This is a genomic window from Streptomyces sp. NPDC001594, from assembly GCF_042893675.1.
Taxonomy (GTDB): domain Bacteria; phylum Actinomycetota; class Actinomycetes; order Streptomycetales; family Streptomycetaceae; genus Streptomyces.
In genome coordinates this window covers 59,791-76,832 of the sequence record NZ_JBIAVB010000026.1, presented here as the reverse complement: position 1 = coordinate 76,832, position 17,042 = coordinate 59,791, and the positions used below count along the sequence as shown (strand labels likewise).

3 protein-coding genes are annotated in these 17,042 nt (G+C 76.8%); 1 reads left to right on the top strand and 2 read right to left on the bottom strand.

All coding sequences use genetic code 11. From position 1 onward, the window contains the following. Positions 1–18 precede the first annotated feature (18 nt). A complete protein-coding gene (locus tag ACFY0O_RS35555) occupies positions 19–13,284 on the bottom strand; it encodes a type I polyketide synthase (protein WP_388954696.1) in 13,266 nt (4,421 codons plus the stop codon). Between the two features lie 89 nt (positions 13,285–13,373). Next, positions 13,374–15,131: an acyl-CoA dehydrogenase gene (locus tag ACFY0O_RS35550; protein WP_388954695.1), complete on the bottom strand. Its 1,758-nt coding sequence runs from the start codon at positions 15,129–15,131 to the stop codon at positions 13,374–13,376. 360 nt (positions 15,132–15,491) lie between these two features. Here ACFY0O_RS35550 and lpdA point away from each other — a divergent pair, with 360 nt between their 5' ends. Further along, on the top strand, positions 15,492–16,883 hold the full coding sequence (gene lpdA, locus ACFY0O_RS35545; protein ID WP_388954693.1) for a dihydrolipoyl dehydrogenase: 1,392 nt from the start codon (positions 15,492–15,494) through the stop codon (positions 16,881–16,883). The last annotated feature ends 159 nt before the right edge of the window (positions 16,884–17,042 follow it).

Genomic DNA, 17,042 nt, shown 5'->3' with positions numbered 1-17,042 from the left:
AGCCGTTGTCCGGGCCGGCTACACGTCGCTGTCGATCAGTGCGAACAGCTCGTCGTCGCTGGCGGATTCGATGCTCACCGGGGTGTCTGGATTCTCACTTGAATCGGCCGAGAGGAACGGGACGGAAGCCGTCGAGACCGCCGTGGGATCCGCTCCGGCCCCGGCGAACTTCGCCGCCAGCTCCCGCAGCCGGGCCACGACGCGCGAGCGGTCCCCTTCCGCGCCGGAAGCGGAGGACAGCAGGTCATCGACCAGGCCCAGGCCGGCCAGCACCCGGTCGGCGGAGGGCCGCCGGCTGCGGGCCAGCTCCTCGCCCAGGTGCGCGGCCAGCGCCAGCGGCGTCGGGTGGTCGAAGGCGAGGGTCGCCGACAGCCGCAGCCCCGTGGCTCGATTCATTCGGTTGCGGAGCTCCACGGCGCTCAGTGAGTCGAACCCGAGGGCCTTGAAGGCCTGTTCCGGTTCGATCTGCGCCGCCGAGGCGTGCCCGAGGACGGCGGCCACCTGCCCGACGACCAGCTCCACGAGCCGCTCCGTCCGCTCCGCCTCCGGGAGGCCCGCCAGTCGGTCGGCCAGGGCGGGACCGGCCGTCTCGGGCACGGCCCCGGCCCCGCCCTCGGCGGGCCGCGCCCCGTCGGCCGCCGCCCGGCGGGCCGGGACGCGCACCAGCCCGCGCAGCAGCGGCGGCAGGGTGCCGGCCGCCGCCCGCTCCCGCAGCGCCGCCGTCTCCAGCGTCAGGGCCAGGACCAGGGACTCCCCGGTGCCGTGGGCGGCGTCGAAGAAGGCCAGGCCCTGCGCGGAGGACATCGCGGCGATCCCGGCCCGGCCGAGCCGGCGTACGGCCGTCTCGTCCAGGTGCCCGGTCATCGCGCTGCGTTCCGCCCAGAAGCCCCAGGCCACCGCCGTGCCGGGCAGGCCCGAGGCCCGCCGGTGCGCGGCGAGGGCGTCGAGGAAGACGTTCGCCGCCGCGTAGTGCGCCTGCCCGGAGGTGCCGAAGGTGCCGGCGGCCCCGGAGAACAGGACGAACTCCGCCAGGTCCAGGTCGCGGGTGAGCTCGTGCAGGTGCAGCGCCGCGTCCACCTTGGGGCGCAGCACGGCGTCCGCGCGTTCCCCGGTGAGGGAGGTCAGCACCCCGTCGTCGAGGACCCCGGCGGCGTGGACCACCGCCGTCAGCGGCCGCGCCGCCGGTACGGAGGCCAGCACGGAGGCCAGCGCGGCCCGGTCGGCTGTGTCGCAGGCCACGACGGTGGCGGTGGCCCCCGACGCGGCGAGCTCGGCGACCAGTTCGCGGGCGCCGGGCGCGTCCGGGCCCGTCCGGGTGGTCAGCAGCAGGTGACGGACCCCGTACGCGGCCACCAGGTGCCGGGCGACGAGCCGGCCGAGGGTGCCGGTGCCGCCGGTGATCAGGACGGTGCCGTCGGGGCCGTAGCCGGCGCCCGAGGGTCCGCCGGCCGGGCCGTCGAGCCGGGCCAGGCGGGCGGCGCGCACCGCGTCGCCGCGCGCCGCGAGCTGCGGTTCGTCACCGCCGGCCGCCGCCGACAGGGCGGCGCGGAGGGCGTCGGGGGAGGCCCCGGCGGTGTCCAGGAGGACGAACCGGCCCGGGTTCTCGGTCTGCGCGGAACGCAGCAGTCCCCACACCGGGGCGTGCACGAGGTCTCGTACGGGCTCTCCCGCACCGGCCGCCACGGCCCCCTCGGTGACGACCACCAGCCGGGCCCCGCCCAGCCGTTCCTCCGCCAGCCAGTCCTGCACCAGGGCGAGGACCTCGCGGAGCGCCGCCCGTACGGCGTCCGCCGTGACCGGGCCGGCCACGGGGGGCAGCGGCAGCAGCACCGCGTCCGGTACGGGCGCGCCCGCGCCGAGCGCCTCCCTCAGGGCGGGCAGTCCCGCGTACCGGGCGGGCCGGGCGGCGCCGGTGGCGGCGACCGCCTCGGCCAGGGCCCCGGCGGAGGCGTCCCCGTCCCCGCTCCCGTCCCCGAGCAGCGCCCAGGCCGTGCCGGGCGCCGGCTGCGCGGGGCCGGACGGCGTCCAGTCCAGCCGGTACAGCGGGTCGGCGGTGCGCTCGTCGCGCAGCTGGGCCTCCGTCACCTCGCGCAGGACCAGGGAGTCCACGGAGGCGACGAGCCGCCCGTCCCGGTCGGTGAGGGTCACCTTGACCCCGTCCTGCCCGGCCGGGGTCAGCCGGGCCCGCACGGCAGCGGCCCCGCTGCGGGCCAGCCGTACGCCCGCCCAGGCGAAGGGCAGCCGGCGGCGGCCCCCGCCCTGCAGGAACGTGCCGTGCAGGGCCGCGTCGAACAGCGCGGGGTGCAGGCCGAACGCGCCCGCTCCACCGGGAAGTTCCGCCGGGAGCTCCACCTCGGCGAAGACCTCCTCGCCGCTGCGCCAGGCGGCCCGCAGCCCCCGGAAGGCGGGACCGTAGTGGTAGCCGGCCTCGTCGAAGGCCCCGTACAGGGCGTCGAGGTCCACCGGTTCGGCGTCGGCCGGGAGCCCCCCGGTCTCGGGGGCTTCGCCGCCGTCCGCGTCCGGGGCGAGGACGCCGGTGGCGTGCCGCAGCCACGGCCCGTCGGGGTCCGCGCCGAGGCGCGAGTACACCGCCAGGGTGCGCCGGCCCTCCGCGTCGGGGGCGCCGACGGCCAGGTGCAGTTCCACGGAGCCCTGCTCGGGCAGCAGCAGCGGGTTCTCCAGGGTGAGTTCCTCCACGGCCGGGCAGCCCGCCTGCTCACCGGCGTGCAGCGCCAGCTCCACGAAGGCCGTCCCCGGCAGCAGCAGCGTCCCGGAGACCCCGTGGTCGGCCAGCCAGCCGTGCGTACGGGTCGACAGCCGGCCGGTCAGGACCAGTCCGCCGGACTCCGGCAGGGAGCCGCGTGCGCCCAGCAGCGGGTGCCCGGCCGGGGCCAGGCCCAGCGCGGCGGCCGCCTCGGCGGGGGAGCCGCCGCGGGAGGTGTCGAGCCACAGCCGCTGCCGCTGGAACGGGTAGGTCGGCAGCCCGGCGTGCGCCGCCCCGGCGGCACCGGCCGGGAACAGGCTCGCCCGGTCGACGGCGCCGCCCTGGACGTGGAGTTCGGCCAGCGAGGCCAGCAGCCGGGCCCGGCCGCCCTCGCCCCGGCGCAGCGAGCCCACGGCGACGACGGGGGCGTCCGCGTCGGCGGCGGTGTCCTGCACCGCGGAGACCAGCACCGGGTGCGGGCTGACCTCGACGAAGAACCGGTGGCCGTGCTCCAGCAGCAGCCGGGTGGCCTCCTCGAAGCGCACGGTGCCGCGCAGGTTCTCGTACCAGTAGTCGCCGGTCAGCCGGGTCGTGTCGACCGGCTCGCCGGTGACCGTCGAGTAGAACGGGATCTCGGCCGCCCGTGCCGTGACGGGGGCCAGCAGCCCGGCGAGCTCCTCGCGGATCTCCTCCACGTGGGGGGAGTGGGAGGCGTAGTCGACGGGGATGCGGCGGGCCCGCACGCCGTCGCGTTCGCACGCCGCCAGCAGCTCCTCCAGGGCCTCGGTCCCACCCGCGACGACCGTCGAGGCCGGGCCGTTGACCGTGGCCACCGCCAGCACGTCGGAGCGGTCCGCGATCAGCGCGGCCACCTCGGCCGCCGGCCGGGCCACCGACACCATGCCGCCGCGCCCGGCGATCGCGCCCAGGGCCCGGCTGCGCAGGGCCACCACCCGGGCGGCGTCCTCCAGGGAGAGCGCGCCCGCCACGCAGGCGGCGGCGATCTCGCCCTGCGAGTGGCCGACCACCGCGTCGGGGTGGACGCCGTGCGAGCGCCACAGCGCGGCCAGGGAGACCATCACGGCGAACAGCACGGGCTGGACCACGTCCACGCGTTCCGGCGACGGCGCCCCCTCGGCCCCGCGCAGCACCGCCGTCAGGGACCAGTCGGTGAAGGCGCCCAGCGCCTCCTCGCACTCCGCGATCCGCGCGGCGAACACCGGGGACTCCTCCAGCAGTCGGGCCGCCATGCCCGCCCACTGGGCGCCCTGCCCGGGGAAGACGAACACGGTCCCGCCGTCGGCGGCCTGACCGCGCAGCAGCCCCGGGGCGTCCTGCCCGCCCGCGGCCAGGGCCGCCAGCGCGCCCCGGATCCCCTCCGGGTCCGCGGCCGTGACCGCCGCCCGGTGCTCGAACGCGGTGCGCGCCGTGGCCAGCGCGTGCGCCACCTCGGCCGCCGGCTGTTCCGGGTGCGCGTCGAGGTGCGCCGCCAGCCGGGACGCCTGCTCGCGCAGGGCCGCCTCGGTGCGCCCGTACAGCAGCCACGGCACCCCGTCCCCCGCGGGGGCTGCCGGAGCACCGGCCGGGACGTACTGCTCCAGCACGGCGTGCGCGTTGGTGCCGCTGATGCCGAACGCCGACACCCCGGCCCGGCGCGGGCCGTCGCCCTCCGGCCACGCGATGGTCCGCGCCAGCGGGCGGACCGCGCCCGAGGACCAGTCCACGTGGGAGGAGGGCGCGTCGTGGTGCAGGATCGCGGGCAGCAGCCCGTGCTCCATCGCCAGCACCGTCTTGATCACCCCGGCCACGCCGGCCGCGGCCTGCGGGTGCGCGATGTTCGACTTCAGCGAGCCCACCCACAGCGGGCGGTCCGCGTCCCGGCCCTGCCCGTAGGTGGCCAGCAGCGCCTGCGCCTCGATCGGGTCGCCCAGCCGGGTGCCCGTGCCGTGCGCCTCGACCATGTCCACGTCCGAGGCGTCCAGGCCCGCGTTGGCGAGGGCCTGCCGGATCACCCGCCGCTGCGCGGGACCGCTGGGCGCCGCCAGCCCGTTGCTCGCCCCGTCCTGGTTCACCGCCGAACCCCGGATCACGGCCAGCACCCTGTGCCCGTTGGCCTCCGCGTCGGAAAGCCGCTCCAGCACCACCATGCCGGCGCCCTCGCCCCAGCCGATGCCGTCGGCCGCGTCCGAGAACGGCTTGCAGCGGCTGTCGGGAGCCAGCCCGCGCTGCCGGCTGAACTCGATGAACATGCCCGGCGCCGCCATGACCGTGACCCCGCCCGCCAGCGCCAGCCGGCACTCGCCGTCCCGCAGGGCCTGCGCCGCCATGTGCACGGTCACCAGGGAGGACGAGCAGGCCGTGTCCACCGTGTACGAGGGGCCCTCCAGGCCCAGCACGTAGCTGATCCGGCCCGACACCACACTGGAGTGCTTGCCCGTCACCAGGTAGCCCTCGAAGCCCTCCGGCGCCTCGTGCAGCCGGGACCCGTAGTCCTGGTAGCACATGCCCGCGAACACGCCCGTGGGGCTGCCGTGCAGGGTCGACGGGTCGATGCCCGCCCGCTCCAGCGCCTCGTACGACACCTGGAGCAGCACCCGCTGCTGCGGGTCCATGGCCTGCGCCTCGCGCGGGGAGATCCCGAAGAAACCGGGGTCGAAGTCGGCCGCGTCGTACAGGAACCCGCCTTCGCGGGAGTAGCTCTTGCCCGCCGCCTCCGGGTCCGGGTCGTACAGCTCCTCCAGGTCCCAGCCGCGGTCCTCGGGCAGCCCGGACACCGCGTCCCGTTCGCCGGACAGGAGCTCCCAGAACTCCTCCGGGGTGCTCACCCCGCCCGGGAAGCGGCAGCCGATGCCGACGATCGCGATCGGGTCGTCGTCGTGCCGGGAGGCCGCCGCCACCGCCGGGGCCTCCCGCGCCGGCTCCGGAGCGGCGTCCCGCACCAGCAGGGTGCGCAGGTGGGCGGCCAGGGCGTTCGGCGTCGGGTTGTCGAACAGCAGCGTGGTCGGCAGCCGCAGCCCGGTGGCGGCGGCGAGGCGGTTGCGCATCTGGACGACCGTCAGGGAGTCGAAGCCGGCCTCCTTGAACGCCCGCCCGGGCGCGACCGCCTCCGCCGAGGCGTGGCCGAGGACCACGGCGGCCTGCGCGCGCACCAGGTCCAGCACCGCCCGGTGCTGCTCGGCGGCCGTCAGCCCGGCCAGGGCCGCCGCCAGGTCCGGCCCCTCGTCCGCCGTCCCGGCCCGGGCGGCGGCCGACGCCGTACGGGCCTCCGCGATCTCGGCGAGCAGCGGGCTCGGCCGGGCCGCCGTGTAGCGGGGGGTGAACACCTCCCAGTCGATGTCGGCGACCACCTGCGCCGCCCGGCCCCCGGCGACCGCCGGGACCAGCGCGCGCACCGCCTCCTCGGCGGGCATGCCGGGGAACCCGGCGCGCCGGGTGTGCTCCCCGGCCGCCCCGGCCATCCCGCCGCCGTCCCACACGCCCCAGGCCACCGAGGTGGCGGGCAGGCCCTGGGCGCGGCGCAGCCCGGCGAGCGCGTCGAGGGAGGCGTTGGCGGCCGCGTAGGCGGCCTGGCCGCCGTTGCCGACGACGCCCATGACGGAGGAGAACAGGACGAACGCGTCCAGCTCCAAGTCCTTGGTCAGCTCGTGCAGGTGCAGCGCGGCCGTCGCCTTCGGCCGCAGTACGCCGGCCAGCGCGGCCGGGGTCAGAGACTCGACCACCGCGTCGCCGAGGGCGCCCGCCGTGTGCAGGACGGCGGTCAGCGGCTCGTCCGCCGGGACCGTCGCCAGGACGGCCTCCAGGGCGGCCCGGTCGGCGGCGTCGCAGGCGTGGACGGTGACGGTGACGCCGAGCCCCTCCAGCTCGGCGACGAGCTCGGCGGCGCCGGGGGCGGCGGGCCCCCGACGGCTGGTCAGCAGGAGGCGGCCAGCGCCGTTCTCGGCGAGCCAGCGGGCGAAGCGGGCGCCCAGGGCGCCGGTGCCGCCGGTGACCAGGACCGTGCCGCGCGGCGTCCAGGAGCCGTCGTCACCGCCCGCCGTACGCACCAGGCGCCGGCCGAGGACCCCCGAGGCCCGTACCGCGACCTGGTCCTCGCCCTCCCCGGCGGCCAGGACGCCGGCGAGGCGGCGCAGCGCCGGACCGTCGAGCTCCTCCGGCAGGTCCACCAGCCCGCCCCAGCGGTCCGGGTGTTCCAGCCCGACGACCGCACCGAACCCCCACAGCTGCGCCTGCTCCGGCACCGGCGCCGGATCCCCGGCGGCGGTGGCCACCGCCGAGCGGGTCGCCAGCCACAGCGGAGCCGCCGTCCCGGCCGTCCCCAGCGCCCGCACCAGCGCGAGGGTGCCCGCCAGCGCGGCCGGCACCTCCGGGTGCTCCGGATGGCTCCCGGACGCCAGCCCCAGCAGCGACAGCACCCCCTCGGGCCGCCCGGCCCCGCCGAGCGCCCCGGCCAGTTCCTCCGGGTCCGTGTCCGGTCCGACGGGCAGCAGGACCACCTCGGCGCCCCGGCCGAGCAGTTCCTCCCGCACCCGGGCGACGTCCGCCGCCCCGGCGCCCCCTTCGGGCACCGCCAGCAGCCACGTCCCGCGCAGCGCCGGCCGGGCCGCGTCCCGCACCGGACGCCAGGCCACCCCGTAGCGGCGGCCGTCCGCCGCGGACCGCTCACGGCCCTTCTCCCGCCACGCCGCCAGCAGCGGCAGCAGCTCCGCCACCCGGGCCGCGTCGGCCGCGCCGAGCGCCTCGCCCAGCGCCGGCCCGTCCCCGCGGTCCACCGCCGCCCACAGCCGCGCCTCGCGCGGATCGGCGGACCCGGCGCCGTGCGCGGCGGGCGTCGCCTCGGGCCAGAACCGCTCGCTCCGGAACGCGTACGTGGGCAGCTCCACCCGGCCCGCCCCGCCGAACAGCGGGCTCCAGTCCACCGGGACCCCGCCGGTCTGCGCCTCGGCGAGCGAGAGCAGGAACCGGCCGGTGCCGCCCTCGCCCCGGCGCAGCGTCCCCAGCACCAGGGCCTCCGGCCCGTCGCCGTCGGCGCCCGCCGACTCCACCGTCTCCTGGATCCCGGTGGTGATCACCGGATGCGGGCTGACCTCGACGAACACGTCGTGGCCGGTGCCCAGCAGCAGCCGGGTGGCCTCCTCGAAGCGCACGGTGCCGCGCAGGTTCTCGTACCAGTACTCGCCCGTGAGACGGGTGGTGTCGATCGGCTCCCCGGTGACGGTGGAGCAGAACGGGATCCCCGCGGCCCGGGGGGTCACGGGGGCCAGCAGCCGGGCCAGTTCCTCCCGGATCTCCTCCACGTGGTGGGAGTGCGAGGCGTAGTCGACCGGGACCCGGCGCGCCCGGATCCCGTCCCGCTCGGCCCGCTCCATCAGCTCGTCCAGCGCCGCCGCGTCACCCGAGACCACCGTCGACAGCGGCCCGTTGACGGCGGCCACGCCGATCCGCCCGTCCCAGTGCGCGACCAGCTCCCGGGCCCCGGCCACGGGCAGCGGCAGGAACACCATCCCGCCGCGCCCGGCCAGGGCGCCCAGCGCCCGGCTGCGCAGGGCCACGACCAGGGCGGCGTCCTCCAGCGACAGCGCGCCCGCCACGCAGGCGGCGGCGATCTCGCCCTGCGAGTGGCCGACCACCGCGTCCGGGTGCACCCCGTGCGCCCGCCACAGGGCCGCCAGGGAGACCATCACCGCGAACAGCACGGGCTGGACCACGTCCACCCGCTCCAGCCAGGCCCCCTCGGTGTCGCGCAGGACCTCCGCCAGGGACCAGTCGGTGTGCGGGGCGAGCGCCTCGGCGCACTCGGCGATCCGGGCGGCGAACACCGGCGACTCGTCCATCAGCCGCGCGGCCATGGCCGGCCACTGCGAACCCTGCCCCGGGAAGACGAACACCGTCCGCCGCCCGGCCGCGGCCCGCCCGGTCACCACCCGCGCGTCGGCCTCGCCCCGGGCCAGCGCGTCCAGGGCCTCCAGCAGCTCCGCCCGGTCCGCGCCGACCACCACGGCCCGGTGCTCCAGCGCGGCCCGCGAGGACACCAGCGAGGCCCCGACCTCGGCGAGCCCCAGCCCGGGGGAGGCCGCCACATGGGCGCGCAGCCGGGCCGCCTGCGCCCGCAGCGCCTCGACGCCGTGCGCCGACACCGGCCAGGCCACGGCGGGAGCGGCCGGGGCGGTCGCGGGGGCCGCTTCGGCGTCCGTCGCGGGCGCCTGCTCCAAGATCAGGTGCGCGTTGGTCCCGCTGATGCCGAACGAGGACACCGCCGCCCGGCGCGCGGCCCCGGTCGCGGGCCATTCCACGGCCTCGGTCAGCAGCTCCACGCCGCCCGCCGACCAGTCCACGTGCGGGGTCGGCTCGTCCACGTGCAGGGTCTTGGGGAGCACCCCGTGGCGCAGCGCCTCCACCATCTTGATGACCCCGGCCACACCGGCCGCCGCCTGCGCGTGCCCGATGTTCGACTTGAGGGAGCCCAGCCGCAGCGGCTCGCCGCCCGCGCGGGCCCGCCCGTACGTGGCGAGCAGCGCCTGCGCCTCGATCGGGTCGCCCAGTTTCGTCCCGGTGCCGTGCGCCTCGACGGCGTCGACCTCGGCGGCGGTCAGGCCCGCGTCGGCGAGGGCCTGGCGGATGACGCGCTGCTGGGATGGGCCGTTGGGGGCGGTGAGGCCGTTGCTGGCGCCGTCCTGGTTCACGGCCGAGCCGCGGACGACGGCCAGGACGCGGTGGCCGGCCCGCCGGGCGTCCGACAGCCGCTCCAGCACCACCAGGCCGACGCCCTCGGCCCAGCCGGTACCGTCGGCGGCCGCCGCGAACGCCTTGCAGCGGCCGTCCGCCGACAGCCCGCGCTGCCGGCTGAACTCCACGAACATGCCCGGCGTGGACAGCACCGTCGCCCCGCCCGCCAGGGCCATCGACACCTCGCCGCGGCGCACCGCCTGCGCCGCGAGGTGCAGCGCGACCAGGGAGGACGAGCAGGCGGTGTCGACGGTGAGGGCCGCGCCCTCGAAGCCGTACGTGTAGGAGATGCGGCCCGAGGCCACGCTCGGCGTGCCGCCGGTCAGGGCGTAGCCTTCGGAGCCGTCCGACACCTCGTGCAGCCGGGACCCGTACTCCTGGGCCGTCGCCCCGACGTACACGCCGGTGTTGCTGCCGCGCAGGGTGGACACATCGATCCCGGCGCGCTCCAGGGCCTCCCAGGACACCTCCAGCAGCAGCCGCTGCTGGGGCTCCATCGCGGCGGCCTCGCGGGGGGAGATGCCGAAGGCGGCGGCGTCGAAGCGGGTGGCGTCGTAGAGGAAGCCGCCCGAACGTGTGTACGTGGTGCCGGGGTTGGCCGGGTCCTCGTCGTAGAGGCCCTCCAGGTCCCAGCCGCGGTCGGCCGGGAAGCCGGAGATGGCGTCCGTGCCCTCGGAGACCAGGTTCCACAGGTCCTCGGGGGAGTTGACGCCGCCGGGCAGGCGGCAGGCCATGCCGACGATCACGACCGGGTCGTCGTCCGCCTCCGGGCCGGCGGCGGCCCCGGGCGCGGTGAGCGGGGGGGTCTCCGCGGCGGCGAACAGCTCGTCGGCGAGGTGGCGGCCGACGGCGGCGGAGGTCGGGTGGTCGAAGAGGAGCGTGGCGGGCAGGGCCAGCCCGGTCTCGGCCGCGAGGGAGCCGCGCAGCTCGACGGCGGTCAGGGAGTCCAGCCCGAGGGACTTGAAACTGTGCGCGGGATCGATCCGGTGCGGGCCCGCGTACTCCAGCAACGCGGCCGCGTGCGCCCGCACCAGCTCGGTGAGCTCCCGCACCCGCTCGGCGGGGGCCAGGGGGGCGAGGCGGTCGCGCAACGGGTGCGCGGGGGCCGCCACCGCGGGCGCCGGAGGCGAGGCCGGAGCCTGGGCCGTCTCCGCCCCCCGCGCGGGCGCGGCCGGGGTGCCGGGGAGCCAGTGGCGGTCGCGCCGGAAGGCGTACGTCGGCAGGTCGCGGGCCGGGGGGCCGGCGGGGAGGCCGAGGGGGAGGGCGGCGAGGGCGCCGTGGGCGTACAGGCCCGCGGTCGCGGTGAGCAGCGACCGCGCCTCGTCGCCCTGGCGCCGCAGGGCGGGCACCAGGACGGCGCCGGCCTCGTCGGCCAGGCAGGCGCGGGCCATGGCGGTCAGCACCCCGTCGGGCCCCAACTCCAGGAAGGCGGTGGCCCCTTCGGCCTCCAGCGTCCGGACGGCGTCGTGGAAGCGGACGGCCTCGCGGACGTGGTCCACCCAGTAGTCGGCGCGGGCGATCCCGTCGGTGACCATCCCGCCGGTGAGGGCGGAGACGAAGGGGATCTCGGGCTGGTGGAAGTCCAGGCCCCCGATGGCGGCGCGGAACTCCTCCAGCATCGGGTCCATGAGGGGGGAGTGGAAGGCGTGGCTCACGCGCAGCGCCTTGGACTTCACGTCCAGCTCCGCCAGCCGCCCGACCACCCCCGAGACCGCCTCGCGGGAGCCGGACACCACCACGGCCCGCGGGCCGTTGACGGCGGCGATCGCCGTGCCCGGCACCAGCAGCGGGGCCACCCGCTCCTCGGCCGCCTGGACGGAGACCATGACCCCGCCCTCGGGCAGCGCCTCCATCAGCCGCCCGCGCGCGCGGACCAGGACGGCCGCGTCCTCCAGCGACAGCACCCCCGCCACGTGCGCGGCGGCGATCTCGCCCACCGAGTGCCCGCCGACGAACGCCGGGACCACACCCCAGGATTCGACCAGCCGGTACAGCGCCACCTCGACCGCGAAGAGGGCCGGCTGCGCGGTCCCGGTCCGGTTCAGGGCCTCGGCGTCCTCCCCGAAGACCACCTCCTTCAGCCCGCCGCCCAGCGCCCCGCACACCGCGTCGAAGGCCCGCGCGAACACCGGGAAGGCCTCGTACAGCCCCCGGCCCATGCCGATCCGCTGGCTGCCCTGCCCGGTGAACAGGACGGCCAGGCCCCCGGCGTCCGCCGCCGCCCGGCCGCGCACCAGACCCGCCGCCCGCTGGTCCCGGGCCAGCGCGTCCAGCCCCCGGGCCAGCTCCTCGCGGTCGGCGGCGACCACCACCGCCCGGTGCTCGAAGGCCGTACGGGTGCCGGCCAGGGCCCGGCTCAGCCCGGCCGGGCCGGCACCGGCCGCCGCGTCCCCGTCCAGCCAGGCGCGCAGCCGCAGGGCCTGCCCGCGCAGCGCCTCCGGCGTGGTGCCGGAGACCGCGTACGGGAGCGGGTGTGCGGCCGGCTCCTCCGGCGCGGCCCCCGCCGGCTCGCGCGGGGCCTCCTCCAGCACCACGTGGCAGTTGGTCCCGCCCATCCCGAACGAGCTGACGCCGGCCACGAGCGGCCGGTCCGGCTCCGCCCACGGCCGCAGCCCGGTGACCACCTCCAGCCGCAGCTCCTCCAGCGGGACGGCCGGGTTCGGCGTCTCGAAGTGCAGGCTCGGCGGGAGTTCGCGCCGTCCCAGGCTCAGCAGGGTCTTGATCAGGCCCGCGATGCCGGCGGCGCCCTCCAGGTGCCCGATGTTCGTCTTCACCGAGCCGACGAGCAGCGGCCGCTCCGCCGGCCGGCCGGCCCCGAGGACCGCGCCCAGCGCGGCCGCCTCCACCGGGTCGCCGACCGGCGTCCCCGTACCGTGCAGCTCCACGTACTGGACGGTGAGCGGGTCGACCCCGGCCCGCTCGTAGGCCCGGCGGAGCACGTCCTCCTGGCCCTCCCGGCTGGGCGCCGTCAGGCCCTCCCCGCCGCCGTCGTTGTTGACGGCGCTGCCCGCGATCACGCCGAGCACCCGGTCGCCGTCGGCCAGCGCCCGGGCGAGGGGCTTCAGGACGACGACGCCGCCGCCCTCGCCGCGCACGAACCCGTTGGCGCGGGCGTCGAAGGTGAAGCAGCGCCCGTCGGGGGACAGCCCGCCGAACTCGGCCGCCGTGACGGTGCTCTCGGGGGCGAGCGCCAGGTTGACCCCGCCGACGAGGGCCACGTTCGACTCGCCGGTGCGCAGGCTCTCGCAGGCCAGGTGCACGGCGACGAGCGAGGAGGACTGGCCGGTGTCCACGGTGAGGCTCGGGCCGCGCAGCCCCAGCAGGTACGACAGCCGGTTGGCGAGGACGCTGCGGTGCAGGCCCGTCATGGTGTGCCGGCCGATCGCCTCCGGGCCGTGCCGCCGGGAGAGGGTGGCGTAGTCGTCCCACATGGCGCCGACGAACACCCCCGCGTGCTCCCCGCGCAGCGCCGACGGCACGATCCCGGCGTGCTCCAGCGCCTCCCAGGCCAGCTCCAGGACGAGGCGCTGCTGCGGGTCCATCGCGGCGGCCTCGCGCGGGGAGATCCCGAAGAACGCCGCGTCGAAGGCGTCCACCCGGTCGAGGTACCCGCCCGGGCGGCTGTCCGTCCGGCCGGGCGCGGCGGCGTCCGGGCCGTGGAGGACGGCGGGGTCCCGGCGGTCCGCGGGGAGGGGCGTGACGGCGTCCACCCCGTCCCCGAGCAGCCGCCACAGGGCCTCGGGGTCGGGGGCCTGTGGCAGACGGCAGGACAGGCCGATGACTGCGATCCGGCTGTCGGCGGGTGCCGCACCGCCGTTCGGGAGGGAACCGGGCGTGTGCTCAGCCATCTCAGCCATCGTCTTCTTTTCACCCATCCGTAGTGCGCGAGGTCGTGCGGGGGTGATGCTGCGCACCACGGGTGGAGGGGGACTCAAGAGCGGCTGAATCAGGACGGGTCCGGGGCCCCCGCGGCCCCGGACAGCGAGGCCACGTAGTCCTCGCCCGCGATCGGCGCCCCGACCAGCGCGTACGGGACGCCGAGGGCGTCCGCGAGCTCCTCGGCGTGCGGCTCCAGCCGGGCGCAGAGCCGGTCCAGCAGGGCCGGGAGGCCCCGTACCTCGTCCGCGTCCAGCAGTCCCTCGGCCAGGTACCAGCCGTCGTGTCCGGCGAGCTCCTCCAGCGCGTGCACGGCCAGCAGGTCCCGCAGGATCCCGGCCGCCTCCGGCCCGGTCACCGGATCGGATTCGGCCACCTCCCGCACCGCCTCGCGCACCAGGCCCAGCACCAGCCGGGCCGCATGGGTCTCGGCCAGCCGCTCGGCCAGGTCGTACAGGCCGTTCCAGGCGTCGAAGGGGGCCAGCCCGTCCTCGGTGGCCTTGCGCAGGCCGTCGGCCAGCTCCTGGTGGAGGATCCGCTCGCGGACCGCCGCCAGCGTCTCCCAGGTGGCGGGGTCGAGCAGGTCGCGGGAGCCGGCGGCGGGCGCCTCGTCGGCGGGCGGGGTGTAGGCGGTGCCGGCCAGCAGCGCCTGCGCCCCGTCCAGGAGCAGCATCTGGTTGTCGGCGGCGGCCGCGTTGAGCGAGTGCGCGAACCCCTGGTAGTCGAGGAACCGGTTCGCGGAGAGGAAGCCGAGGGCGCCGCTCGCCGTACGGGCGCGGGCGCTGACCCGCTCGGCGATCCGGTCGGTGACCACCTTCATCAGGAAGGTGGTGCGCACCGACCGGGGGGTCAGCGCCGGAGCCTCGGCCGTGGCGGTCGCGGCGGCCACCAGCTGGGTGACGTACGCCCCCGACAGCGCGCCGAACAGGGCCCGCTGCTGGTTGCGGTAGCGGATCACCGGCTGGTCGGCGGCGAACCGGCCGCCGGTGCGCCGCCGGTGGGCGTGGCGCACGGCGACCGCGGCGCTCGCGCCGGCCGTCGCCGCCAGCGCCACGACGGCGGCCTCCCAGGCGAACCGGATCAGGCTGAGGGTGCGGCGGGCCCGGATCGCCGGGCTGCCGAAGGGGTCGGTGAAGCCGCCGTCGGCGGTGAGCACGGCGTTGTCGCGCAGCCAGAACCGGTAGGGGACGCGCACCCCGTCGAAGGAGACGGCCGCGGCGTCCAGCGGCATCAGCGGCGTCGGCGCCAGCGGCCGCACGTCCACGCCGGGCAGCGGCCCGTCGGCGTCGCGCAGCGGCACCAGGAAGCAGAACTCCCCGCACTCGGCGCCGTCGACGACCAGCTGGGCCAGGACCACCGCGAGCCGGGGCACGCCCTCGGCCGCCACGGCGGGCGGGAACTTCACCGCGGCCGGCTCCGGGGTGCGCAGCACGAACTCCTCGCGGGCGGCGTCGTACTCGGCGACGGTCCGCACGGAGGCGTTGCTGTTGCCGTGGCCCAGCTCGGTCATCAGCAGCGCCCCGACCTGCTCGGTGGCCGCCAGCTCCGCCAGCACGTCCGCCAGGTCCTCGCGGCCCGCCCCGAACTCGAGGACCGCTCCGGTCGTCATGCAGTGGTGCAGGAACATCGCGTAGAAGAGGGCCGGATCCGCCACCGCCGACCAGGCGAGGAGCGGGAACAGCCGCTCCCGGTCCTGGACCAGCGGGACACCCGAACCGGCCGCGCGCGCACGGTCGTTGACCAGCCGCAACCGCTCGTACGTCAGCGCGAACCGCTCGGCCCAGCCGCCCGAATCCGGCCGGGTACGGAAGACATCGGCCGAAAACACCTCCTCCAGGAACGCCTGCCGCTCTTGCGGGAACGCGCCTCCCCGGAGAACGTCCGACCACGCCTGAGAGAACCGACCGCGCACTGTTTACCCCACCCCGTGCCATGGAACCAATCGAAACGACGGGGAAGGTAACAAGGAACAGCCCAGGTCAGGGCCGTTCTCAGGCGGAGCCGGAGCCGCCTCGGAGCCGTCCGAGAGCGCCCCGGGACGAGCCCTCGACGCAGCCTTGAGAGGCGCTGGACCCCGCATCCCGTAGCGCACCCCCAAAACGGGCGCGGGCGGCGGGAGATGAGAGCATGCCGGGAAGGCTGGTCATGCGCTGGTCATGTGCTAGGAGACTGAAAGGTGTCATCAGCAATGGAGAATTCCGCCGACGGCGTGTACGACGTGGTCATCCTCGGTGGCGGTAGCGGGGGCTACTCCTGCGCTCTGCGCGCGACCCAGCTCGGCCTGGACGTCGTCCTGATCGAGAAGGGCAAGCTGGGCGGCACCTGCCTGCACAACGGCTGCATCCCCACCAAGGCCCTGCTGCACGCCGGCGAGGTCGCCGACGAGCTGCGCCGCGCCGAGTCCTACGGCGTCCAGGCCACCTTCGCCGGCGTCGACATAGCCGGGGTCCACGCGTACAAGGACGGCGTCATCGCCGGCCTCTACAAGGGCCTCCAGGGCACCCTCAAGGCCCGCAAGAACCTCACCCTGGTCGAGGGCGAGGGCCGTCTGGTCTCCCCGACCGAGGTCGAGGTCGGCGGTGTCCGCTACCAGGGCCGCCACGTGGTCCTCGCCACCGGCTCGCAGCCGCGCTCGCTGCCGGGCCTGGCCATCGACGGCGACCGGGTCATCTCCTCCGACCACGCCCTCTTCCTCGACCGGATCCCCGAGTCGGCGATCATCCTCGGCGGCGGCGTCATCGGCGTCGAGTTCGCCTCCGCCTGGAAGTCCTTCGGCGTGGACGTCACCGTCGTCGAGGGCCTGCCCCACCTGGTGCCCGCCGAGGACGTGGACATCTCCAAGTCCCTGGAGCGCGCCTTCCGCAAGCGGAAGATCAAGTTCGAGCTCGGTTCGCGCTTCTCCGGCGTCGAGTACACCGAGTCGGGCGTCCGGGTCTCCCTGGAGAACGGCAAGCAGATCGAGGCCGAGCTGCTGCTCGTCGCCGTCGGCCGCGGCCCGGTCTCGGCCGGCCTCGGCTACGAGGAGACGGGCGTCGCCGTCGAGCGCGGCCACGTCGTCGTGGACGAGCTGCTGCGCACCAACCTGCCGACCGTCTCCGCCGTCGGCGACCTGATCCCGACCCTCCAGCTGGCCCACGTCGGCTTCGCCGAGGGCATCCTGGTCGCCGAGCGCGTCGCGGGCCTGCCCGTGACCCCGATCGACTACGACGGCGTCGCGCGCGTCACCTACTGCGAGCCGGAGATCGCCTCCGTCGGCCTCACCGAGGCGAAGGCCAAGGAGCTCTACGGCGAGGACAAGGTCGTCGTCAGCAAGTTCAACGCCGGCAGCACCGGCAAGAGCAAGATCCTCAAGACGGCCGGCGACGTCAAGCTCGTCCAGGTCCTCGACGGCCCGGTCGTCGGCCTGCACATGATCGGCTCGCGGATGAGCGAGCAGATCGGCGAGGCCCAGCTCATCTTCAACTGGCAGGCCCTGCCGTCGGAGGTGGCCAGCCTCATCCACGCCCACCCGACCCAGACCGAGGCCCTGGGCGAGGCCCACCTGGCCCTCGCGGGCAAGCCGCTGCACGTCCACGGCTGACCCCGCGCCGCGCCGCAGCGGCTGATATCCGCCAGGAGACGGGCCGGGGGCAACTCCCCGGCCCGTCCGGTGTTTTCGGCGCAAACCGCTGGTACGCGGGCCGTACGGATGCCAGGATCGCAACGCGCGCGGGCACGGGCCCGCCGGTATCCAGCCACC